Origin of the sequence: Streptomyces sp. NRRL F-525 (assembly GCF_000716605.1) — a bacterium.
Taxonomy (GTDB): Bacteria; Actinomycetota; Actinomycetes; order Streptomycetales; family Streptomycetaceae; genus Streptomyces.
This window is the reverse complement of sequence record NZ_JNXE01000040.1, coordinates 65,380-87,756: the sequence shown is the minus strand read 5'-3', so window position 1 is coordinate 87,756 and position 22,377 is coordinate 65,380. Positions and strand designations below refer to the sequence as shown.

The window sequence follows — 22,377 nt, the reverse complement described above, 5'->3', positions numbered from 1 at the left end:
GCGTCATAAGTGGCGCGGTGAACAGTGGGCCTCCGGCGTTCTTGCGATGATCGGGCGGTGACCACGACACAGCAGCCCCCGTACCCGCCGACCGGGCCGCCGCATGGCCACGACCATGGTTCCGGCGACGACCACGGCTCCGGTTCCGGGCACGACCACGGCTCGGGTGGGGACGGTGGACACGGACCGGGTGGAGACGGCGGACACAGTTCCGGGGCAGGCGGTGGAGGGCACGGTCACTCGCACAGCCACGGCCCCGCCGCCCCCGTCTCCCGGCATCTGCGCAAAGTCATCGCGGCGATCCTGATCCCGTTCACGGTGGCGGTCGTAGTCGGCATGGTGGTGCTCTGGCCCGGCGGCGCCCCGTCGCACAAGCGCACCGGCGTCGGCTTCGACCGGCAGACACAGCAGGCGACGGTCACCAAGGTCGTCAGCGTGAGCTGCGCGTCGGTGAACGCCTCGGGCGGCGGCTCGACCGGCGACACCTCCACCGCCGAGGGCTCCTCGGCCGCGCAGGAGGCCGCCGGCACCTGCAAGAAGGCCACGGTCACGGTCTCCACCGGCAAGGACAAGGGCCGTACGTTCACGGAGATCGTGCAGCCCGACCAGTCACGGCAGTTGCATCAGGGCGAGAAGGTCGTGGTCGCGTACGAACCCTCGGCGCCCAGGGATCTGCAGTACTCGGTCACCGATGTGAACCGTAAGTTCCCGATGGCACTGCTCGCCGGGATCTTCGCCCTGGCCGTCGTGGTCGTGGGTCGGCTGCGCGGCGTCATGGCGCTGATCGCGCTGGCCATCAGCTTCATGATCCTGAACTTCTTCATCCTGCCCGCGATCCTGCACGGCTCGAACCCGCTGATCGTGGCGGTGGTCGGATCGAGCGCCATCATGCTCATCGCCCTGTACATGTGCCACGGTCTGTCGGCCCGTACGTCGGTGGCGGTGCTCGGCACCCTGATGTCACTGGTGCTGATCGGCGTCCTGGGCTCGGTGTTCATCGGCTGGGCCGCGCTGACCGGCAACACGGACGACAACACCGGCCTGATCCACGGGCTGTACCCGTCGATCGACATGAGCGGTCTGCTGCTCGCCGGCGTCATCATCGGTTCGCTCGGTGTACTCGACGATGTGACGGTCACCCAGACCTCGGCGGTCTGGGAGCTGCACGAGGCCAACCCGTCGATGGGCTGGCGTGGGCTGTACCGCGCCGGCATCCGCATCGGCCGCGACCACATCGCCTCCGTCGTCAACACCCTCGTCCTCGCCTACGCGGGTGCCGCACTGCCCCTGTTGCTGCTCTTCTCCATCGCGCAGAGCAGCGTGGGGGCGGTCGCCAACAGCGAGTTGGTCGCCGAGGAGATCGTGCGCACGTTGGTGGGTTCGATCGGCCTGGTCGCGTCGGTACCGGTCACCACGGCCCTCGCGGCCCTGGTCGTCTCGGCGGACCGACCGGGACCCGAGGCGGTTCCGGCGGGTGCGGGCGCGGCTACGGCAGGTGCGGCCACGGCGGCGCCGAGCGCCAAGCCCGCAGCGGCGCGCGGCGGTAAGGGCCGACGCCGCAAGCACTGAGCACCGCCGGCACCGCGGTGGGCGGCGAGAACCGCCCCAGGAAGCCACGCAGAAGCGTTACTGCGGATCCCCGGGCCTCCGGGACTTCAAGCTCACACGGGGCCTTCAGAACTCCGCAGGGCCCTTCCGGGCTCACGGCGCCTCCAGCGGCTCCAGTCCAGGCCCCGGCGAAGCGTTACGCCAACTTCCCGACCCCCCGCCGCCACGCCACGTCACCCCGCGCTCTGCTCCTCCGCCAGGATGCGGTCCAGTGCCTCGTCGAGGTGGGTGTCGAAGTCCGCGAGGGCGCCCTCCTGGCCGAGCGGAACCAGCCGGTCGGTGCGGTCGAGGAACGCCACGAGCGGGGCCGCGCCGGTGCGGAACAGCGCCTGGTCGCTGCCGACCTGAAGCCGGATCAGCACCTCGCCCAGCGTCTCGGGGTCGACGGGCTCGATTCGCACGTCGCCCTCCCCGCACGCCATGCCCACGCCGTCGATCAGCAGCTCGCGACCGAAGGCCCAGGTCACCGGGGCGTCGCCCGGCAAATGGAAGGTCAGCCGCACGGCGTACGGATCGGACGTCTCGTAGCCCAGCTCGACCGGGATACGGAAGGAGAGCTCCTCGGAAACGAGGAAGCTCATCATGACCTCTGCCTGTACGGACTCGCGCATCGCCTATCCCGTCAACTGCCGTCGCCTGGCCGGGAATGATCCCCGTGACACTGAAGGAATATTGCTGAACGTACACGTTAGATCACAAGGAGTAAGTTTTCAGATACTGATAGAGAGCGCGAGCGACCCCAGAAGCCTGCCGACCTCGGCCTGCAACTGCCGCGCCGCGCCCGGCAGTCGATCGGCCTGGTGCGAGGGCAGGGAGATCGCCATCGTGGCGGCCGTGGCGCCGAGGGTGATCGGAATCGCCGCGCAGACCGTGCCCAGCGCGTACTCCTGACGCTCCACCACCAGCTCCGTCCGCCGCATCCGGTCCAGCCGCCGCACCAGGGCGTGACCGTCACGCACCGTGTACGGCGTGAGGGACCGCACGGGGTAGCGGTCGAGGTGGTCACGGCGGACGTCCTCGTCCAACTGGGCCAGCAGACACTGGCCGATCGCGTGCGCGTGCCCCGTCTCACGGAAGTCCGCCCACTCCTCGACCGCCGGATTGCCGGGGGTGTCGGAGACGCACAGCACCTCGATCTCGCCGTCGCGGTACATCGCGTAGTACACCGGAGCGCCGATCAAATCCCGCCACTGCGCCAACGCGTCGACGATCGTGCTGCGACGTTTCTCCTGCGCCCCGCTGCTGCCCAGCCGCTCGGCCGCCTCCCCGAGGAAGAACAGCCCCTTGTCGCGCCGGAGGTATCCCTCGTGCACGAGGGTGCGCAGCAGGTGGTACGCCGTGGGCAGGGCGAGGCCGGTCTCGCGGGCCAACTGCTTGGCGGGGGCGCCGTGTTCGTGCCCGGCGACGGACTCCAGCAGGCGCATGGCCCGCTGGACGGAGCCGATGAGGGTGGCCGCGGACGGCTGCGGATCGGCGGCCTCGGCGACGGTCGCGGCGGAGCGCTGCTGCGGCGGGGACGCGACGGGGCGGGATCGCGCGGGAGTTGTCGTGGGCCGTGGCCGCGCGGGGGCTGTCACGGGTCGTAGCGGCGGGGCGTCTGTTGCGGGTCGTGGCGGCGCGGCGTCCGCCACCGGTCGTAGCGGCAGGGCGTCGGCCACCGGTCGTAGGGGCAGGGCGTCCGCCACCGGGCGTAGCTGCTCCGGGGTCGCCACGCAGCCCGTCTGCGCGGGGGCCACCACGGGACGCAGCTGAGCCGGGGTCGCCACAGGATGTAGCTGTGCGGGGATCGCCACGGAGCGCGGCCAGGCGGGCGGGACGGCCGGCGTCGAGTGTGCGGGTGGTTCTACGGGTGCGGTGTCAACCGTGGCCAAGGGTCACTCCCGGAGCGCGAGGGGGCAGCCCGTGCGGGGAACACGGGGAGGGGGTGCGCCGCCCGCGGGGTTCGTCCCCGCGTCGAATTCCGGACTTTAACCGCCCGCCACCGCCCGCGGACGGCCCGTCCGGGAAACTTCCCCCACCCGAGGGAACCGGTGATTCCTGTTACCGATCACCGGTCGCCCCAGCAGGACCTCACCAGTCGCTGCGTGAGGAGGAACTCGACGTGAACTTCCGCACGATGTAGACCAGTCCGCCGACCAGCGCCACAAAGATCAGCACGTTGAAGAGCAGCCCAATCACGAAGTGCAGGACGGTCGCTATGAGGCCGCCGAACACGAACAGGGCGATGACCGGCACCGCGACCCACTTCACCCACCACGGCAGTCCCGCGAAGATCTCTCGCATTGTCCTCGTCCTGTACCTCTCCGCCCGTCGCTCGTACCGGGTCCGGTCTGTGTCCGGCACTCCTGTGCCGGATCTCTGATGTCCTGCACTCGATGCTAGGGCGGGCGAAGGCCGAACGGGGGCCTCGCATCCCTTGTCCTCCCCTGACCGTTCCCCTAGGGAACCCTGAGACGCGGGTCAGGCTCCGGGTGGAGAGTCAGGCTTCCGGCGGCGAGAACACCACCAGCACCCGCAGGTCCTCGCTGATGTGGTGGAACTTGTGGGCCACCCCGGCCGGCACATAGATCACGCTGCCCCGCGCCACCTGGGTGGTCTCCATGCCGACGGTGATCGCGGCCCGGCCGCTCACCACGAAGTACACCTCGTCCTGGTTGTGCGGCTGCTGCCGGTCGTGCTCACCGGAATCGAGCGCGTACAGGCCGACCGACATGTTCTTCTCGCGCAGGAACTGCAGGTACGCACCGTCGTTGGCGGCACGCTCCGCCTCCAGTTCATCCAACCGGAATGCCTTCATCGCCCTCGTCCACGCTCGGAGTCGATCTCTTCTGTCACGATCAGACACATGAAGAATTTCCTAGTCAAGACGATCGCCAACGCGGGTGCCCTGGCGGTCGCCGTATGGATCCTCGACAAGATCACCCTGACCGGTGACAGCACCTTCAAGAAGGTCTGGACGCTGCTCCTCGTCGCTCTGGTCTTCGGCCTGGTGAACTTCCTGGTCAAGCCGATCGTCAAGGTGCTGACCTTCCCGCTGTTCATCCTGACGCTCGGTCTGATCACCCTGGTGGTCAACGCGCTGATGCTGATGCTCACTTCATGGCTGGCCGACAAGCTCGACCTGAGTTTCCATGTCGAGGGCTTCTGGACCGCCGTCCTGGGCGGCCTCATCATCTCGGTCGTCTCCTGGGCGCTCAACGTCGTCCTGCCCGAGGGGGACTGAGCACGCGATGACGTACCGCGTCAGCTTCGTCTGCACCGGCAACATCTGCCGTTCGCCGATGGCCGAATCGGTCTTCCGCGCGCGGGTGGCGGAGGCCGGGCTCGACGGCCTGGTCGAGGTCGACAGCGCGGGCACGGACGGCTGGCACGAGGGCGACGGCGCCGACCCGCGCGCCGTCGCCGTCCTGGAGGAGCACGGCTACGGCACCGACCACACCGCCCGCCGCTTCCAGGCCTCCTGGTTCGCCCGCCTGGACCTCGTCATCGCCCTCGACTCCGGCCACCGCAAGACCCTGCGCCGCCTCGCCCCGACCGAGCAGGACGCCCAGAAGGTCCACCTGCTCCGCTCCTACGATCCCGACGCCCCCGACGACCTCGACGTACCGGATCCGTACTACGGGGGCCTGGACGGCTTCGAGGAGTGTCTTGAGATGGTGGAGGCGGCGAGCGAGGGCCTGCTCGCCGCGGTGCGCGACGAAGTGGAGGGACGAGCGGTATGAGTGATTCCGCTGCAGACGAGGGCGTAGGAGACGGCACGCGCGCGGTGCGGGCCGGTCTGCCCGAGCCGGTCAAGTACGAACCGACGCTCCCCGGGCCGGTGTTCGCCGCGCACTTCCATCTCCCCGGCGAGGCGACGGGCCCGTACAAGTACGGCCGGGACGAGAACCCCACCTGGACCCACCTGGAGCACGCCATCGGCGAGCTGGAGGCGCCCGGGCAGGACGACGTCGAGACGCTCGTGTTCGCCTCCGGGATGGCCGCCATCTCGTCGGTGCTCTTCTCCCAGCTGCGCGCCGGCGACGCGGTCGTCCTGCCCGACGACGGCTACCAGGTACTGCCCCTGGTGCGCGAGCAGCTGGAGGCGTACGGCATCGAGGTGCGCACCGCGCCGACCGGCGGGGACGCCCAGCTCGACCTCCTCGACGGCGCCAAGCTGCTGTGGATCGAGACCCCGTCCAACCCCGGTCTCGACGTGTGCGACATACGACGGCTCGCCGATGCGGCACACGCGCGTGGCGCCCTAGTGGCCGTCGACAACACCCTCGCCTCGCCCCTGGGGCAGCGCCCGCTGGAACTCGGCGCCGACTTCGCCGTGGCGAGCGGCACCAAGCAGCTCACCGGGCACGGGGACGTCCTCCTCGGGTACGTCGCCGGGTCCGACGCCGCCGCGATGACCGCCGTACGGCGCTGGCGCAAGGTCGTCGGCGCGATCCCGGGGCCCATGGAGGCCTGGCTCGCGCATCGCTCGATCGCCACGCTCCAGCTACGCGTCGACCGCCAGAACGCCACCGCGCTGATCCTCGCTCAGGCCCTGCGCGAACGCGCCGATGTGACGGGGCTGCGCTATCCGGGGCTGCCCGACGATCCCTCGTACAAGATCGCCTCGCAGCAGATGCGGCGCTACGGGTGTGTGGTGTCGTTCACGCTGCCCACCCGCGCGCGTGCCGAGCGTTTTCTCGACGCGCTGCGGCTCGTGGACGACGCGACGAGCTTCGGCGGGGTGCGGTCGACCGCCGAGCGGCGCGGGCGCTGGGGCGGGGACGCGGTACCGGAGGGCTTCGTTCGGCTCTCGGTCGGTGCCGAGGACCCCGAGGACCTGGTGGCCGATGTGCTGCGTGCGCTGGACGAGTCGGCGCGGTGAGCGCTTTACGGACCGCCGGCCGGTGTCCGGCCACGCACAACGGACGGTCCGAGCCTCCCCCCTCGTGGCTCGGACCGTCCTCGGTTCTGCGCGCGAAGAACCGCGCGCACAAGGCTAGTTGACTCTGTGTCAGTGTCCAATCACAGTAGCGACAGAGGCCTATCGACTTATTTATAGTTGGGCCCTGCCCGGGGCCGGAGGAAGGGTGGGGAGAGGAGAGTGCGTGCCATGGATCTGGCCTTGCTGCGCACCTTCGTGACCGTGCACCGGGCCGGTTCCTTCACCCGCGCCGCGGCCCTGCTCGGCCTCTCGCAGCCGGCGGTGACGTCCCAGATCCGCACCCTGGAACGGCAGTTGGGCCGCCCCCTGTTCCTGCGCCAGGCCCGCGGGGTCACCCCCACGACCATGGGCGACGAACTCGCGCACAAGGCCGCGCCCCATCTCGACGCCCTCGTGGAGATAGCCGAGACGGGGCCCGACAACGACGCCTCGCTGCGCACCCTGCATCTCGCCGGTCCCCCCGAGTTCACCGCCGAGCGGGCCCTGCCCGCGCTCACGGAGCTGACCGGCGACGACGGCCAGGCCTTCGCACTGCGCGCGTCCTTCGGGAACGCCGAGGAGACCCTGGAGGGGCTGGCCGCCGGACATCATGATCTGGCCATCAGTACGGCCCGTCCGCGCGGTGCTCTGCTCACCGCGACGACGCTCTGCGACGAGGAGCACGTCCTGGTCGCCGCCCCGCACCGGGCGGAGCAGCTCGGCTCCGCGCAGTTCGGCCCCAAGGACACGCCCGCCCCGGACGACCTCCCCGTGATCGAGGTCCACGAGTCGCTGCCCTTCGTCTCCCGGTACTGGGCATCGGTCTTCGACTCCCGCCCGGCCGCCCCGGGAACCGTGATCGTGCCGGACCTCCGCGCGGTCCTCGCGTGTGCGATCGCGGGCGCCGGGCTCGCGGTGCTGCCCCGCTATCTGTGTGCCCTGGCGCTGAAGCGCGGCGAGGTCGTCCCGCTCCACGAACCCGCGATTCCGCCGCTGCGGACGTATTTCCTGGTGGTGCGGACCGGCACTCTCGCAATGCCGCACATCGCCCGGGCCCACGAGTGGCTTCAGCGGGCCGCGGCCAACTGGGCCTGACCAGGGACTTTGCCACCCTTCCGCGGTGAACTCCCTGGTTCCACGTGAAACATCACGCTCCGAACCGCCAAGGTCACGTCTTGCGATGTTTCACGTGGAACCAGCGGGGCCACATTTCTCCCATGACCGTCCGACCCGTGGTCAAGCGCACCGCACGTGCCGTTCTCCTCGACGGCGACGCCCTGATCCTGATCAAGCGCACCAAGCCAGGTGTCGATCCCTACTGGGTCACGCCCGGTGGCGGGGTCGAACCCGAGGACACCACCGTCGTCGACGCCCTGCACCGGGAGGTGTACGAGGAGCTCGGCGCCAAGATCACCGACGTGGTGCCCTGCTTCGTGGACACCGTCGAGCACATCGGCGCGGACGCGGCCTCGACCGGCGTGAAGGTGCAGCACTTCTTCGTCTGCCACCTGGAGTCCATGGACCCGGCGCTACGCCACGGCCCCGAAGTGGACGAGCCTCTCGGCGAGTACGAGATCGTCAGAGTGCCCTTCACCCGGGTCGGCATCGCGTCCGTCCACCTCGTGCCCCTGTCGCTACGGCACTACCTGGACGGCAACATCGAAGGCGTCCTCGCGATGCACGCCCCCGACCTGGGCTGACGCCTCCGGTACCGGGTCAGTCCCCGGCGCCCACCAACTCCTCGACCGAGTCGTGCCGTATGCGCTCCGTCGGGATACCGGCGTCCCTCAGGGCGTGGACACCGCTGCGGATCATTCCGGGCGGCCCGGAGACGTAGGCGTCGAACTCGTTCCACGGCCCGTATGTGCGGATGGCGTCCGGGAGTTGGAGATTCCCCTGCCGGTCGACGATCGGCCGGACCGCGAGCCACGGGTGCGACTGCTGGAGCCGGAGCATCGTGTCGATGTCATAGAGGTCGTGGTCGGTACGGGCGCCGTAGAACACCTCCACCGGGCGCCGCTCGCCGCGTTCGGCGACGTCCTCGACGAGTGCCTTGATCGGCGCTATGCCGGTGCCGCCGCCGACGCAGAGCAGTCCGCTGTCGGTGGTGTGGTCCACGGTCATCGAGCCGGTCGGCGGGCCGAGCCGGATGACGTCGCCGGGCCGGGCGCGGTGCACCAGCGCGTTCGAGACCCAGCCCGCGGGGACGGCCTTCACGTGGAAGGTCAGCAGTCCGTCCGAGCGGGGCGCGGAGGCGAAGGAGTAGTGCCGCCAGATCCGCGGCCACCAAGGTGTCTCCAAGCTCGTGTACTGCCCGGCGAGGAAGGGGTAGGGCTGGTCCGGGCGGAGGGTGACGACGGCGACGTCCCGGGTCCTGAGGTCGTGGGTGACGACCTCCGCGTGCCACCAGGGCGGGGCGCGCAGTTCGTCCGCGGCGGCCGCGTCGATCATGACCTGAGAGATCGTCGTGTACGCCCGCACCCAGGCCGCCTCCGTCTCGGCGTCCCAGACACCGGAGGCGTACTTGTTCAGCGCGCCGATGAGGCACTCGCCGACGGCCGGGTAGTGCTCGGGCCGCGTACCGTACTTGCGGTGTCCGCGGCCGAGGTTCTGCAGATACGCGACGAGGACCTCGGTGTTGTCGATGTGCTCGGCGGCGGTCAGCAGTGCCTTGAGCAACCGGTCCCGCTGGGTGTCCATCGCCGCCGGGAACAGCGACCGCAGCTCGGGGTGGCGCACGAAGAGCAGCGCGTAGAAGTACGAGGTGACCTTGTCGGCCACGGGACCGACCTCGGCCATCGTCCGGCGGATGAGTACGGCGTCCGGGGATGCCTTCTCGGTGGCGGAGGCGGTGACGGTGGCGGGGCCGGAAGAACGCTGGGCGGGCACGCGCACGGGAGCCGGTACGGGGGCGGGGGCAAGGGCGGCCGGGGCTGCCTCGGCGACGGCCGGAGCAGGTGCAGGAGGCTGCGGCGCCGGAGGCCGGGGTGCCGTCGGCGCGGGGGCAGGAGCCGTGGGCTGCGCGGGAGTTGAGGGCTGGGCAGGGGACGAGGGCTGGACGGGGAGCGAGACCTGCGGGGCGGTCACGGCCGACGGTATTCGCTGCTGCCCGGGCGCCACGTCCCGCTGAGCGGCGTGCCCGTACGGATGGTCCACTGCATGGTCGCCGCTCGGAGCCGACGGGGCGGGTGGGGCTGCCGAGGCCGGCGGAGTCGAGAGGGTGGGAGGAGGTGCCGAAGCCGGCGGAGTCGAGAGAGCGGGAGGAGCCGAGGGGGCCTGTGGAGTCGAAGGGGCCGAACTCTCCGTGGGCGGAAGCTCCGTGCTCCCCGCCGCCGCACCCCTGCGGACCGGACGCAGCACGGCCGGACGCCGCCCCTCCGTCGCCCCGCGTTCTTCGCCCGGAGGCACCTCCGGCTGCTTGCGCGGAGTGAACCAGCCGGCTCCGCCTCCGCCGCTGCCGCCGGACGAGCCGTTGTCGGCCGACGGGGTGGTCGGAGCGTCCATGGTGTGCCTCGCCTCGAACATCTTTCGGTCGGTCTGCGCGCTTCCTCAGCCGGAAGCTGACTGCTTCCGCGCGGACGGCTTGCTTCTCCCCGTTCGGTCAAGCTGCCGATACAGCCATATCCAACCCACATTCCCACTGCGTACGGACAAGTAAGGCGAGAGTGTGACATTGCCCGCAGTACTCTCACGCGGCGTCCGGCTCCGGACAAGAACCGGAGTCGACCCTACCGGCCCGCGCTCCGCGCACAAATGCCGCCTCACTCCCCCGCGAACAGGGGAGGGGCGAACCATCGATTCCCTCAATTACCGGGCGCCGCGCACCAATTCGTAGGCATCCCACAGATCCCGCCCCTCATAGGAGTGGGTCGCGAGGCCCGTCAGATGCTGATCCGCGTTGACCGCGACGGAGACGGGCACGACGCCGAACAGGTCCTTGTCCGACATCGAGTCGCCGTAAGCGACACAGTCCGCCCGCGTCACCCCGAACTCCTCACACAGCCGATCCGCGATCACCACCTTGGCAGCGGAGTTGAGGACTCCGCCCAGGTCCATGGACGGCGTGGTGAACGGCACGGCGGGGAAAAGCGATCCGTGTGCCGCGTGGGCGCCCCAGCCCGTGAGCCGTTCCACAAAGAAGGAAGGCGAGAGCGATACGACGGCGCAGTATTCACCGGCGCTCCTGATCTCGGCCCAGACCTCACGGATCCGCGCCAACCACGGCGCCTCTTCGAAGGCCGCCGCCACATGCGCCTCGGTGAGATTCGCCCACAGCGTGTACACGCGGGTCGCGTACTCCGGCGGCCCGATCAGCCCGGCCGAGATCGCCTGCTCGAGTTCCACCGTCTCGGATTCCAGGCCGAGTTGGCGGGAGATCTCCAGGGGTGCGCTGGTTCCGTGCAGCAAAGTGCCGTCGAGGTCGAAGAGATGAAGTCTCGCCATGAGCCACGAGATTAGTGGGCGGAGCTGTGGCACCTTCCGCGAGGCTGCCGGATGCTCGCCGTTCGCCGGTGTTTCACGTGAAACATCCGGCTTCTGTGGGTGCGTTGTGCCGCTGATCACGACATGGCCAAAAGCACGTACGTCTCACCGGAAACAGGTGGACGCCGACAACGCACGTCAGACAGCCTGACCTGCGTGCCGACTCCTTCCCTCGCCGCTCTGCCCATCCGCCGGCTGACGCTCCGCGATCGCCTCGCCTGCGCCGACCTGTCCGAGGACCGGGGGTGGCCACGCGAGGAACACAAGTGGGGCTTCCTCCTCAGCGCCGGGAAGGGCTACGGCATCGACGCCCCCGAGGGCGGCCTCCTCGCGGCCTGCGTCACCACGGAGTACGGCCCGCAGGACCGCCCGGATCTGGTTGCCATCGGCATGGTCCTGGTCGCCGAGCGGTACGCCCGCCAGGGCGTCGGACGCCGCCTGATGCGCCACCTGGTCTCCGCGATGGGCACCACACCGCTGACCCTGTACGCGACTCCGAACGGCCGCCCGCTCTACGAAGAACTCGGCTTCAAGGCGACCGGCCGGGCCGAGACACTGCGCGGTCACTTCACACCGGCCGCACCCGAGTCCCCGATCGCCACCCGTGCGGCCATGGCCGAGGACCTCACCGGCATCCTCAGCCTCGACGAGACGGTCTTCGGCACCGATCGCACGCCCCTCATCACGCGACTGCCCGCCTTCTCCGACCAGTTGAGGGTGGCTGAGGAGAACGGCCGGATCATCGGCTACGCGGCCGCCTGGCCCAACATGGACACCCAGGTCGTGGGCCCCCTGATCGCTCAGGACACGGAGACGGCGAAGGCCCTCCTCGCCTCCCTCGCCGCCCGCACCGACCGTCCTCTGCGCACCGACATCGACGTACGCCACGAGGATCTGCTGTCCTGGGCGAAGGAACACGGCCTCGTCTCCTCCGCCTTCAACTCGGTGATGACGTACGGCATCGCCGAACTGCCCGGCGACTGGACCCGACGCTTCGCGCCCCTGACGGTCGCGGCCGGCTGACACTCCCGCACACGCAGAACGCCGGTTCCCGACCTACCTCGTCGGGAACCGGCGTTTCCGTCACCAGAGACGTCAGGCAAGCGCCTCTACGGCGGCCTGCGCGAAGCCGTGGTCCTGCGTCGGCGCGCCGCCACCGACCCCGATCGCCCCGATCAGCCGGCCGTCGCGGTGCACCGGGATGCCGCCCGCGATGAACAGCAGCGGCCTGTCGAGCGCGGTGGGCAGGGTGTGGAAGAGGCCTCCGGGCTGGACGGCGTCGACGAGGTCGGCGGTGGGCGCGTTCAACTGGAGCGCGGTGTACGCCTTGCGGGTGCTGGTCTCACCGGAGATCAGCACAGCCTGGTCGTCCCGCCGGAAGGCGAGCAGATGACCGCCAGCGTCCAACACGGTGATGCTCACGGTGACCCCGGCGGCCTCCGCGGCTCGGCGAGCCTCGGCGACGAGCGCTTCGGCGTCCTGGGTGGTCAGCGGGGCTACGGCGGTGGTGGTGCTCATCAGGGTTTCTCCTTGCGGGTGTTGCTGTTTCTGGTGTGGTCGGACGGCCGAGACCGGCTGGTGGTCAGACAGCCGAGGTCGGCTATTGGTCAGGCGGCCGAGGCCGGTGGGGATGCACGGGGACGGCCCTGGCCCCGTACCGGCTCCCCGCTCCGGCCGGGCGGGGTCAGTGGTGGACGGCGGTCCGCTGCTCGCTCGGTGTACCGGCCGCGACGACGGCGCCGCGGGCGCTGGTGCGGCGCTCCAGAGCGGCCGAGAGGATCGCGAGGACGAGGGCGGCCGCGGCGAGGACGGCGCCGACCCAGTTGGGGGCGGTGTAGCCGAAGCCGGCCGCGATGACGATGCCGCCGAGCCAGGCGGACAGCGCGTTGCCGAGGTTGAAGGCGCCGATGTTCACGGCCGAGGCCAGCGTCGGGGCGCCGTGTGCCTGGTCGAGGACCCGCTTCTGGAGCGGCGGCACGGTGGCGAAGCCCAGGGCGCCGATGAGGGCGATGGTGACGGCCGCCGCGATCTTGTTGTGGGCGGTGACCGTGAAGAGCGCGAGCACGACTGCCAGGGAGCCCAGCGAGACGTACAGCATGGGCATCAGGGCGCGGTCGGCGAACTTGCCACCGACGAGGTTGCCGCCGACCATGCCGAGGCCGAAGAGGACGAGCAGCCAGGTGACGGAGCCGTCGGCGAAGCCGGCGACGTGGGTCATCATCGGCGCGATGTAGGTGATGGCCGCGAAGACGCCGCCGAAGCCGAGGACGGTCATCGCCATGGCGAGCAGGACCTGGGTGTTCTTGAAGGCGGCCAGTTCGTGCCGGAGCCGTACGCCCTCGGGCTTGGGCAAGTCGGGCACGAGCTTGGCGATACCGGCCAGGCCGATCACACCGAGGCCCGCGACGATGGCGAAGGTGACCCGCCAGCCGACGGACTGCCCGACGAGGGTGCCCAGCGGGACGCCGACGACGTTGGCGACGGTCAGTCCGGTGAACATCATCGCGATGGCTCCGGCCTTCTTGTCCGGGGCGACCAGTTCGGCCGCGACGACCGAGCCAATGCCGAAGAAAGCACCGTGGGCGAGCGAGGCGACCACGCGGCCGATCAGCATCACGGAGAAGCTGGGGGCGACGGCGGAGAGCAGGTTGCCGAGGATGAACAGGCCCATCAGCAGCATCAGCATCCGCTTGCGGGGGACCTTGGTGCCGAGCACGGTCATCAGCGGGGCGCCGATCACCACACCCAGCGCGTAGCCGGTGACCAGCAGTCCCGCGGTGGGGATGGAGACCCCGAAGTCACCCGCGACCTGGGGCAGCAAGCCCATGATCACGAACTCGGTCGTTCCGATTCCGAAGGCCCCGATCGCGAGGGCCAGAAGCGCGAGAGGCATGTGGAGGTACCCTTCCCAGAAGATTGCAGGAGCGCCTTACGTGCGTTCACAATAGTTGCAGACGCGGGCTATATGCAAGCGCGGACTATTTCATCTGTGCTCTATCCTGGGTTCAGCTGCTCCGGGACGGAGGAAACGCCAATGACAGCGACGGACCCCGCACTCACCGCCCTCGCCCAGGGCTGGTGCGCCCTCTCCTTGCTGCACGGGAGGATCGAGGCGCACATCGAGCGCGCCCTGCAGGCCAAGCACGACCTGAGCATGCGCGAGTACTCCTTGCTCGACGTGCTCAGCCGGCAGCACGACGGTGACGGGGGGCATCTGCAGATGCGACAGGTCGCCGACGCGGTCGTCCTCAGCCAGAGCGCCACCACCCGACTGGTCACCCGCCTCGAGGACCGCGGTCTGCTCGCCCGCTACCTGTGCCCGACCGACCGCCGGGGCATCTACACGAACGTCTCCGAGGCCGGCCTCGCGCTGCTCGAAGAGGCCCGCCCGACCAACGACACCGCCCTGCGCGAGGCACTCGACGCGGCGGCCACGAACCCCGAACTCGCGCCACTGGTCCGGGTCGTGGAGTCCATGAACGTGCCCGCATAGGCCCGTCCCGCACCGCACGCACGTCTCCACCTACACCTCTACCTAAGGTGGAGGCATGGGAGATCTTGAGATACGAGCCGCAGTCACCGAGGACGTCCCCGCCATCGTCGGCATGCTCGCCGACGACCCCCTGGGTTCCCAACGCGAGTCACCGGACGACCTGACGCCCTACCTGGCAGCGCTGGACCGCCTCGCCGCCGACCCGAACCAGCACCTCGTCGTCGCCGTGCGCGAAGGCCGCGTCGTCGGCACCCTCCAGCTCACGATCATTCCCGGACTGTCCCGCAAGGGCTCCACACGCTCGATCATCGAGGCCGTACGCATCCACGCGGACGAGCGGGGCAGCGGCCTGGGTACACAGCTCATCGAGTGGGCGATCGCAGAATCGCGCCGCCAGGACTGCCAGTTGGTCCAGCTGACCTCCGATGTCACGCGCACCGACGCCCACAGGTTCTACGAGCGCCTCGGCTTCACCGCCTCGCATGTGGGCTTCAAGCTCCCCCTCTGAAGACCTCCCCCCGAGGAGAGCGCAGCGGTCCCGCAGACAGCAGGAGGCGCCATGTTTCACGTGAAACATGGCGCCTCCTCAACTGCGTTAGCTAGCGGATTCCCCGCCATCCCTCCGGGTCCACCCCACCCGGCACAGAAGCGCTCTCGTCGTACGGCTGACGCGTGAAGACGAACGATCCGAGGTCCAGGTGACTCAGGGACCCGTCCGGGCGCCGAACGGGTCGTAGGAGCTCTCCGGCGTAGTAACCCTCCAATCCGGTCCACGTTCCGTCACCGTTGGCCTGGAATCGCGAGCGGCGCCCGTTGCCGACCAGCGGCGCCAGCGAGGCCCCGCCGTCAGCGGTCAGCCGTAGGGCGAAACCGTGTGTGCCCCAGTACCACTGACCCGCCAACTCCAGCGCCTCGAGGTCGACTTCGGGCATCGGGCGCCAGGGTTCGGGGATCCTCGGCTCGGCCTCGGCGACGATCCGGACGAGATCGACGGCCACCGATGCCACCAGCGGCCCGGAGGTGCAGTTGGCCAGTACCACCGCCGAGACGTCGTCCGCGAGGCTGATGGTGAGGCTCGCCAGGAAACCGGGCAGCGATCCGCCGTGGCCGATGAGCAGCCGACCGTCGCGGCGCTGGACCTGCAGACCGAGACCGTAGGTGGAACCGTCCATGACGTCGGCAGCCTCCGCCGGTGCCGCCGGGGTCCGCATCTCCAGCACGGACTCCGCACTCAGGACCCGGTCGTCCCCATGGGCCAGGAACACGGCGAACCGCGCCAAGTCGCCTGTGGTGGACCAGAGTTGACCGGCCGACGCCATAAGACCGAGGTCCTCGGCGGGTTCCGGCAACAGTGCGTCGGCCCAGGGATGCACCGCCCAGCCACCCGCGTGCGGTGCCTGCGGCTGAGCACTCGTGCGGTCGAGGCCCAGGGGTTCGAGCACTTCCCGCCGGAGTACGTCCTCCCAGGGGGCACCGCGCAGCTCCTCGACGAGGGCGCCCAACAGTGTGTAGCCGGGGTTCGAATAGTGGAACCGGCGGCCGACCGGATGCAGCAGCGGCTGTTCGCCCAGCACATCGTGGAGCTCCGGACGCAGGGAACCCGGCGTCCGCTCCCACCACGGCGCGGGCGATTCGGCCGCCAACCCACTGGTGTGCGCGAGCAGTTGGGCGATGGTCGCCTCCCCCGCACCGGTGCCCGGCAGATGCTTCTCCAGCGGATCACCGAGGTCGAGGACACCCTCGTCGCGCAGCCGCAGGACCAGGACGGCGATGAACGTCTTGGTGATCGAACCGATCCTGTACTGCACGTTCTCGTCCGGCCCGTGCCCGTCCACCGAAGTCCGCGCGCCGTGCCACACAGCGCGTCCGCCCCGCACCACCGCCGCGACCAGCGACGGCGCCCGCCCCTCGGCCTGGGCCACGGCGATGCGGTGCAACAACGCCCGGCGGGTACCGGGAAGCAAGTCGTCCTGAGATGTCGTCATGCCCCCAGTCCATCCGGCGGGACGGCCGTACGTCGAGCACATTTCTCGGGACACGGCACCGGGTCTGCCGTCTACAACCGCCTGGTCAGGTCTGCGCCATGTCCACGAAGCGCGAGTAGTGGCCCTGGAAGGCGACGGTGATCGTCGCCGTCGGGCCGTTACGGTGCTTGCCGACGATGATGTCGGCCTCGCCCGCGCGCGGGGACTCCTTCTCGTACGCGTCCTCGCGGTGCAGCAGGATGACCATGTCGGCGTCCTGCTCGATGGAGCCGGACTCACGCAGGTCGGACACCATCGGCTTCTTGTCCGTGCGCTGCTCGGGACCACGGTTCAGCTGCGAGAGCGCGATCACCGGGACCTCCAGCTCCTTCGCCAGCAGCTTGAGGTTTCGGGACATGTCCGAGACCTCCTGCTGACGGCTCTCCTGGCGCTTGGAGCCACCGGCCTGCATCAGCTGCAGATAGTCGATGATCACCAGCTTGATGTCGCTGCGCTGCTTGAGCCGACGGCACTTCGCGCGGATCTCCATCATCGACAGGTTCGGGGAGTCGTCGATGTAGAGCGGCGCGGACGACACCTCGGGCATCCGTCGCGCCAGTCGCGTCCAGTCCTCGTCGGTCATGGTGCCGGAGCGCATGTGGTGCAGGGCGACGCGGGCCTCGGCGGACAGCAGACGCATCGCGATCTCGTTGCGCCCCATTTCGAGGGAGAAGATGACGCTCGGGAGGTTGTTCTTGATCGACGCCGCGCGAGCGAAGTCGAGCGCGAGTGTGGACTTACCCATGGCGGGACGGGCCGCGATGACGATCATCTGGCCCGGGTGCAGCCCGTTGGTGAGCGAGTCGAGGTCGGTGAACCCGGTGGGCACACCGGTCATCTCTCCGCTGCGTGAGCCGATCGCCTCGATCTCGTCGAGCGCGCCCTCCATGATGTCGCCGAGCGGAAGGTAGTCCTCGCTGGTCCGCTGCTCGGTGACCGCGTAGATCTCGGCCTGGGCCCGGTTGACGATCTCGTCGACGTCGTCGTCGGCCGCGTATCCCATCTGGGTGATGCGGGTACCCGCCTCGACCAGGCGGCGCAGGACGGCGCGCTCGTGGACGATCTCCGCGTAGTACTCGGCGTTCGCCGCCGTGGGCACGGTCTGGACGAGGGTGTGCAGATACGATGCGCCGCCGACCTTGTTGATCTCACCGCGCTTGGTGAGTTCGGCGGCGATGGTGATCGGGTCGGCCGGCTCGCCCTTGGCGTAGACGTCGAGGATTGCCTGGTAGATCGTCTCGTGCGCGGGCTTGTAGAAGTCGTGGCCCTTGAGGACCTCGACGACGTCGGCGATGGCGTCCTTGGACAGGAGCATGCCGCCGAGCACGGACTGCTCGGCATCGAGATCCTGCGGCGGTACGCGTTCGAAGGCCGAACCCGCGCCTTCCCACTCGCCGCCCTCCCTGCCGCGGTCGTGCTGTTCGTCCCGGCCGCGGCCTCCGTCACCTCGTCGTCGGGAAGCGGGCAGACGATCACTGGGACCGCTCTCGGCCCACGGGTCGTCCAAGGGCTCGGAAATACTCACCGAGCCACCTCCTCCCGTCCGTCGAGCGGACCTCGCCGTGCCCCTTATTTCTACGGCACGGCACTGACAAATGAAGCGCCCAACTCCGGTACGGGCGCGTCGGTTTTGTGATGGTTCTCGGTCCGACGGACGGGGCGGGTACCGGTCCACCGTAGGCCTGTGGGCACCGTCAGCCAATCTGGTTATCCACAGGCCATGTGGACGACGGCCCGGATGCTGTGGAGAACCCGCCAAAACCTGTGCACGACCCGGTGGACAGGCCTGTGAACAAGACCTCCCCACTTCTGCCGTAACCGATCTGACCTGCATCTTTCCCATCCACCGGCTGTGCAGAAGAAAAACTTTCCACATCGGACCAAGATCGCTTCGAACAGTGCACGAGAGGACACGAGGCGAGATCAGAGGTAAGGGTCACAAAGCAATTGCATCTCTTACCTGTGGACGATTAGATTAGTGCTCATGACACAGGCTCCCGCGGCCACCAGGGCCACCCGACGACAGCACGACCGAGAGATCGTCATGCTGGCCGTCCCGGCCTTCGGCGCACTCGTCGCCGAGCCCCTTTTCGTCATGGCCGACAGCGCGATCGTCGGCCACCTCGGCACGGCACAACTCGCCGGACTCGGAGTGGCGTCCGCCCTCCTGACGACAGCCGTGAGCGTCTTCGTCTTCCTCGCCTACGCCACCACGGCGGCCGTCGCCCGACGCGTCGGCGCGGGCGATCTCCAGGCCGCCATCCGCCAGGGCATGGACGGCATCTGGCTCGCTCTGCTGATCGGCGCCACCGTCATAGCCGTCGTCCTCCCCTCGGCACCCGCCCTCATCGATCTCTTCGGCGCCTCGGACACCGCCGCCCCCTACGCGACGACCTATCTGCGGATCTCCTCCCTCGGCATCCCGGCCATGCTGATCGTCCTGGCCGCCACCGGAGTCCTCCGCGGACTGCAGAACACCAAGACACCGCTGTATGTCGCCGTCTCAGGCTTCGTCGCCAACGGCGTCCTCAACGTAGGACTCGTCTACGGCGCCGGCCTCGGCATCGCCGGTTCCGCCTGGGGCACCGTCATCGCCCAGTGGGGCATGGCTGCCGTGTATCTCGTCGTGGTCGTCCGCGGAGCCCGCCGACACGGTGCCTCCCTCCGTCCGGACACCGCAGGGATACGAGCCTCGGCCCAGGCCGGCGCACCTCTCCTCGTCCGCACGCTCTCCCTGAGAGCGATCCTCCTGATCGCCACGGCCGTCGCGGCCCGCCTCGGGGACGCCGACATCGCCGCACACCAGATCATCCTGTCCCTGTGGTCCCTGCTGGCCTTCGCACTCGACGCCATAGCCATCGCAGGCCAGGCCATCATTGGCCGCTACCTCGGCGCGGACGATCCAACGGGTGCCCGAGCAGCATGCCGTCGCATGGTGCAGTGGGGGATCGCCGTCGGAGTGGTACTCGGTCTCCTGGTGATCCTGTCCCGCCCGCTCTTCCTCCCTCTGTTCACCAGCGACCCCACCGTCAAGGACACCGCCCTGCCCGCCTTGATCATGGTGGCGCTCTCCCAGCCGATCTGCGGTGTCGTCTACGTCTTGGACGGCGTACTGATGGGCGCGGGAGACGGGCCGTACCTCGCCGGGGCGATGTTGGTGACCCTGGCCGTCTTCGCACCGGCGGCGCTGCTCGTACCGACCTTCGGAGGCGGCCTGACCGCAGTCTGGGGAGCGATGACCCTGATGATGACGGTGCGCATGCTGACCCTCCTGCTGCGCGCCCGCTCAGGCCGCTGGGTCGTCACAGGCGCGACCCGCTGACCGTTTCACGTGAAACACCGCGCACTGCCATGTTTCACGTGAAACATGAGTGCCGTAGAGCCGTCCGGAACGCACCACGCGGACCATGTCCCGCGCGTCCCGGACACAGCGCACAGGCCGTGTCTCACAGTCCCGGACACAGCAGAGGGGCCGCACCCCAACGGGTGCGGCCCCTCTCTCAGCTGTGCCGAGTGCAGCGATCAGGCTGCGATGACCTCGATGTTGACCTTGGCGGCAACCTCGGGGTGCAGACGCACGGACGTCTCGTGGGCGCCCAGGGTCTTGATCGGGGCAGACAGCTCGATGCGGCGCTTGTCGACCTCGGGGCCACCGGAAGCCTTGATCGCCGAAGCGATGTCGGCCGGGGTGACGGAACCGAAGAGACGACCGGCGTCGCCGGAGCGGACGGCCAGACGGACCTTGACACCCTCGAGCTGGGCCTTCACGGAGTTGGCCTGCTCGATGGTCTGGATCTCGTGGATCTTGCGAGCGCGACGGATCTGCTCGACGTCCTTCTCGCCACCCTTGGTCCAGCGGATAGCGAACTTCCGCGGGATCAGGTAGTTGCGAGCGTAACCGTCCTTGACGTCGACGACGTCGCCCGCGGCACCGAGGCCGGAGACCTCGTGGGTGAGGATGATCTTCATTAGTCGGTCACCCTTCCCTTATCGCGCGGTGGAGGTGTAGGGCAGCAGCGCCATCTCACGGCTGTTCTTCACAGCCGTGGCGACGTCACGCTGATGCTGCGTGCAGTTGCCGGTCACGCGGCGGGCACGGATCTTGCCGCGGTCGGAAATGAACTTCCGCAGCATGTTCGTGTCCTTGTAGTCCACGTACTGGACCTTGTCCTTGCAGAATGCGCAGACCTTCTTCTTCGGCTTGCGCACAGGCGGCTTCGCCATGGTGTATCTCCTGTGTGATCAAGAAGTGTGGGTACGACCCACCCTCGGCCCGAGGGTCTAGAAGGGGGGTTCGTCCGAGTAGCCGCCACCGCCGCCACCGCTGGCGCCGCCGGAGTTTCCACCCCAGCCACCGCCACCGCCGCCGCCCTGGTTTCCACCGGCAGGAGTGCCGGTGGCCCACGGGTCGTCGGCGGGAGCGCCGCCGGCCGGCTGACCGCCGCCGGAGTTTCCACCCCAGCCGCCGCCACCCTGGCCGCCACCACCGCCACCGCCGAAGCCGCCGCCCTGGCCACCGCGAGCGCCACCGGCGGTCTTGGTGACCTTGGCCGTGGCACTGCGCAGGCTGGCGCCGACTTCTTCGACGTCCAGTTCGTAGACCGTGCGCTTGACGCCCTCACGGTCCTCGTAGGACCGCTGCTTCAGCCGGCCCTGCACGATGACGCGCATGCCTCGCTGGAGCGATTCGGCGACGTTCTCCGCCGCCTGACGCCAGACCGAGCAGGTGAGGAAGAGGCTTTCGCCGTCCTTCCACTCGTTCGTCTGGCGGTCGAAGGTGCGGGGAGTGGACGCGACACGGAACTTCGCGACCGCCGCACCGGACGGGGTGAAGCGCAGCTCGGGGTCGTCGACAAGATTGCCGACGACCGTGATGACGGTCTCGCCTGCCATGGGGGAACCTCTCGGCGGGTTTGCTGCTGGCTGCTTGGTGCTGCTACTCGAATCCCGAGATCAGCTGAGCTAGATGCTCAGTGGGTCTCGGGGCGGAGGACCTTGGTCCGGAGGACCGACTCGTTCAGGTTCATCTGGCGGTCGAGCTCCTTGACGACCGCAGGCTCGGCCTGCAGGTCGATGACCGAGTAGATGCCCTCGGGCTTCTTCTTGATCTCGTACGAGAGACGACGACGGCCCCAGGTGTCGACCTTCTCGACCTTTCCGTTGCCCTCACGGACGACGGAGAGGAAGTTCTCGATCAGGGGGGAGACAGCGCGCTCCTCCAGATCGGGGTCGAGGATGACCATCACCTCGTAGTGACGCATGTGGAACCCACCTCCTTTGGACTCAGCGGCCACGGTCGATCCGTGGCAGGAGGGTTGTGATGCGTAAGCAACAGTGTGTGCCAGTAAAACAGCCGCCACTGACATCGGGTGTCCCTCGCGGGAATTCCGAGTCGTGACATGGGCAGACACCAGTGCAGAGGGTACAGAGTACCCGCACACCGGCTTCCGGTTGAAATCCGGTGTCGGAGAGCGTCAATCTGTACACATCGGGTGCGTCCGGCGCGACGATGCGCCGCCTTCCGCAGGAGGTGCCACATGGCACAGGCATTGCGACCCAACACCGCCGGTTCTCTCTTCGCCACAGACGGCAAGCCCCATCCGCTCCAGGACACGCTGCTCGCGGTGACCGTGGTGCTCGGGCTGACCGCGTTCATCACGGGGTTCTTCCACAACCTGCATCTGCTCAGCTCGTGGGCGGGTCTGGTGGGCATCCTCGCCGGCGCCTACGGGCAGTGGATCTCCGAGACGACGAGGGAGCGCTTCGGCCTGATCCTGGGTCTCGGTGCCGCGGGTGTCGGATTCTTCCTCGGCATGGCACACGGCGGCCTCTTCGGCGGCGTCATCAGCTGACGGCCCGGACGCCGC

25 protein-coding genes are annotated in these 22,377 nt (G+C 69.0%); 11 read left to right on the top strand and 14 right to left on the bottom strand.

What is annotated here, in order from left to right:
• The first annotated feature begins 57 nt into the window (after window positions 1-57).
• Complete coding sequence (locus tag OO69_RS39550) at window positions 58-1,569, top strand: YibE/F family protein (protein ID WP_033285772.1); 1,512 nt, start codon at window positions 58-60, stop codon at window positions 1,567-1,569.
• Between the two features lie 212 nt (window positions 1,570-1,781).
• Here OO69_RS39550 and OO69_RS39545 read toward each other — a convergent pair whose 3' ends face one another.
• The 4 genes from OO69_RS39545 to OO69_RS39530 all read right to left on the bottom strand — a co-directional run bounded on the left by OO69_RS39545 (window position 1,782) and on the right by OO69_RS39530 (window position 4,405).
• Window positions 1,782-2,219 carry an SsgA family sporulation/cell division regulator gene (locus tag OO69_RS39545; protein ID WP_033285771.1) on the bottom strand — a complete coding sequence of 146 codons (438 nt, stop codon included), beginning with the start codon at window positions 2,217-2,219 and terminating at the stop codon, window positions 1,782-1,784.
• Window positions 2,220-2,318: 99 nt separating this feature from the next.
• Window positions 2,319-3,032, bottom strand: a complete 714-nt coding sequence (locus OO69_RS39540) for an IclR family transcriptional regulator domain-containing protein (protein WP_234444650.1) — start codon at window positions 3,030-3,032, stop codon at window positions 2,319-2,321.
• Window positions 3,033-3,678: 646 nt separating this feature from the next.
• On the bottom strand, window positions 3,679-3,891 hold the full coding sequence (locus OO69_RS39535) for a DUF5326 family protein (protein ID WP_033285769.1): 213 nt from the start codon (window positions 3,889-3,891) through the stop codon (window positions 3,679-3,681).
• Between the two features lie 196 nt (window positions 3,892-4,087).
• A complete protein-coding gene (locus tag OO69_RS39530) occupies window positions 4,088-4,405 on the bottom strand; it encodes a cupin domain-containing protein (RefSeq protein WP_033285768.1) in 318 nt (105 codons plus the stop codon).
• Between the two features lie 48 nt (window positions 4,406-4,453).
• Between OO69_RS39530 and OO69_RS39525 the strand changes: the two genes are divergently transcribed.
• From OO69_RS39525 to OO69_RS39505, 5 genes are all read left to right on the top strand, one after another.
• Window positions 4,454-4,831 carry a phage holin family protein gene (locus OO69_RS39525; RefSeq protein WP_033285767.1) on the top strand — a complete coding sequence of 126 codons (378 nt, stop codon included), beginning with the start codon at window positions 4,454-4,456 and terminating at the stop codon, window positions 4,829-4,831.
• Window positions 4,832-4,838: 7 nt separating this feature from the next.
• Window positions 4,839-5,330, top strand: coding sequence for a low molecular weight protein-tyrosine-phosphatase (locus OO69_RS39520; protein WP_033285766.1), 492 nt, complete (start codon window positions 4,839-4,841; stop codon window positions 5,328-5,330).
• Entirely contained in the window at window positions 5,327-6,472 is a 1,146-nt protein-coding gene (locus tag OO69_RS39515; protein ID WP_033285765.1) for a cystathionine gamma-lyase, read from the top strand. The genes OO69_RS39520 and OO69_RS39515 overlap by 4 nt, the downstream gene beginning before the upstream one ends.
• Window positions 6,473-6,700: 228 nt before the next feature.
• A complete protein-coding gene (locus OO69_RS39510) occupies window positions 6,701-7,606 on the top strand; it encodes a LysR family transcriptional regulator (RefSeq protein WP_033285764.1) in 906 nt (301 codons plus the stop codon).
• Between the two features lie 122 nt (window positions 7,607-7,728).
• The gene (locus OO69_RS39505; protein ID WP_033285763.1) at window positions 7,729-8,211 is read left to right on the top strand and encodes an NUDIX domain-containing protein; all 483 of its coding nucleotides are present in this window, start codon (window positions 7,729-7,731) and stop codon (window positions 8,209-8,211) included.
• Window positions 8,212-8,227: 16 nt separating this feature from the next.
• Here the strand turns inward: OO69_RS39505 and OO69_RS39500 are convergent, their stop codons facing one another.
• Both OO69_RS39500 and OO69_RS39495 read right to left on the bottom strand, forming a co-directional pair.
• The gene (locus OO69_RS39500) at window positions 8,228-9,871 is read right to left on the bottom strand and encodes a globin domain-containing protein (protein WP_420707947.1); all 1,644 of its coding nucleotides are present in this window, start codon (window positions 9,869-9,871) and stop codon (window positions 8,228-8,230) included.
• A 447-nt stretch (window positions 9,872-10,318) separates the two neighbouring features.
• Window positions 10,319-10,954: an HAD family hydrolase gene (locus OO69_RS39495; protein ID WP_033285762.1), complete on the bottom strand. Its 636-nt coding sequence runs from the start codon at window positions 10,952-10,954 to the stop codon at window positions 10,319-10,321.
• Between the two features lie 195 nt (window positions 10,955-11,149).
• Between OO69_RS39495 and OO69_RS39490 the strand changes: the two genes are divergently transcribed.
• Complete coding sequence (locus tag OO69_RS39490; protein WP_033285761.1) at window positions 11,150-12,016, top strand: GNAT family N-acetyltransferase; 867 nt, start codon at window positions 11,150-11,152, stop codon at window positions 12,014-12,016.
• Between the two features lie 72 nt (window positions 12,017-12,088).
• Here the strand turns inward: OO69_RS39490 and OO69_RS39485 are convergent, their stop codons facing one another.
• Window positions 12,089-12,511 (bottom strand): GlcG/HbpS family heme-binding protein, encoded by a 423-nt coding sequence (locus OO69_RS39485; protein ID WP_033285760.1) that lies wholly within the window; start codon window positions 12,509-12,511, stop codon window positions 12,089-12,091.
• A gap of 166 nt (window positions 12,512-12,677) precedes the next feature.
• Window positions 12,678-13,886 (bottom strand): MFS transporter, encoded by a 1,209-nt coding sequence (locus OO69_RS39480; RefSeq protein ID WP_033285759.1) that lies wholly within the window; start codon window positions 13,884-13,886, stop codon window positions 12,678-12,680.
• Window positions 13,887-14,027: 141 nt separating this feature from the next.
• On the opposite strand from OO69_RS39480, the gene OO69_RS39475 reads away from it, so the two are divergent.
• Both OO69_RS39475 and OO69_RS39470 read left to right on the top strand, forming a co-directional pair.
• Window positions 14,028-14,486 (top strand): MarR family winged helix-turn-helix transcriptional regulator, encoded by a 459-nt coding sequence (locus OO69_RS39475; RefSeq protein ID WP_033285758.1) that lies wholly within the window; start codon window positions 14,028-14,030, stop codon window positions 14,484-14,486.
• A 55-nt stretch (window positions 14,487-14,541) separates the two neighbouring features.
• Window positions 14,542-14,994: a GNAT family N-acetyltransferase gene (locus tag OO69_RS39470; protein WP_033285757.1), complete on the top strand. Its 453-nt coding sequence runs from the start codon at window positions 14,542-14,544 to the stop codon at window positions 14,992-14,994.
• 91 nt (window positions 14,995-15,085) lie between these two features.
• Here OO69_RS39470 and OO69_RS39465 read toward each other — a convergent pair whose 3' ends face one another.
• Together OO69_RS39465 and dnaB are read right to left on the bottom strand one after the other, a co-directional pair.
• A complete protein-coding gene (locus tag OO69_RS39465) occupies window positions 15,086-16,471 on the bottom strand; it encodes a serine hydrolase domain-containing protein (protein WP_033285756.1) in 1,386 nt (461 codons plus the stop codon).
• Window positions 16,472-16,556: 85 nt separating this feature from the next.
• Window positions 16,557-18,035, bottom strand: a complete 1,479-nt coding sequence (dnaB, locus tag OO69_RS39460; protein WP_026150108.1) for a replicative DNA helicase — start codon at window positions 18,033-18,035, stop codon at window positions 16,557-16,559.
• Between the two features lie 459 nt (window positions 18,036-18,494).
• Between dnaB and OO69_RS39455 the strand changes: the two genes are divergently transcribed.
• Complete coding sequence (locus tag OO69_RS39455) at window positions 18,495-19,832, top strand: MATE family efflux transporter (RefSeq protein ID WP_033285780.1); 1,338 nt, start codon at window positions 18,495-18,497, stop codon at window positions 19,830-19,832.
• A 200-nt stretch (window positions 19,833-20,032) separates the two neighbouring features.
• On the opposite strand, the gene rplI is transcribed toward OO69_RS39455, so the two are convergent.
• The 4 genes from rplI to rpsF form a co-directional block, all read right to left on the bottom strand.
• A complete protein-coding gene (rplI, locus tag OO69_RS39450; RefSeq protein ID WP_019073380.1) occupies window positions 20,033-20,479 on the bottom strand; it encodes a 50S ribosomal protein L9 in 447 nt (148 codons plus the stop codon).
• A gap of 18 nt (window positions 20,480-20,497) precedes the next feature.
• On the bottom strand, window positions 20,498-20,734 hold the full coding sequence (gene rpsR / locus OO69_RS39445) for a 30S ribosomal protein S18 (RefSeq protein WP_006381652.1): 237 nt from the start codon (window positions 20,732-20,734) through the stop codon (window positions 20,498-20,500).
• A 57-nt stretch (window positions 20,735-20,791) separates the two neighbouring features.
• A complete protein-coding gene (locus tag OO69_RS39440; RefSeq protein ID WP_033285755.1) occupies window positions 20,792-21,403 on the bottom strand; it encodes a single-stranded DNA-binding protein in 612 nt (203 codons plus the stop codon).
• A 77-nt stretch (window positions 21,404-21,480) separates the two neighbouring features.
• Window positions 21,481-21,771 (bottom strand): 30S ribosomal protein S6, encoded by a 291-nt coding sequence (gene rpsF / locus OO69_RS39435; RefSeq protein WP_006604399.1) that lies wholly within the window; start codon window positions 21,769-21,771, stop codon window positions 21,481-21,483.
• Window positions 21,772-22,047: 276 nt separating this feature from the next.
• Here rpsF and OO69_RS39430 point away from each other — a divergent pair, with 276 nt between their 5' ends.
• Window positions 22,048-22,362 (top strand): hypothetical protein, encoded by a 315-nt coding sequence (locus tag OO69_RS39430; RefSeq protein ID WP_033285754.1) that lies wholly within the window; start codon window positions 22,048-22,050, stop codon window positions 22,360-22,362.
• The last annotated feature ends 15 nt before the right edge of the window (window positions 22,363-22,377 follow it).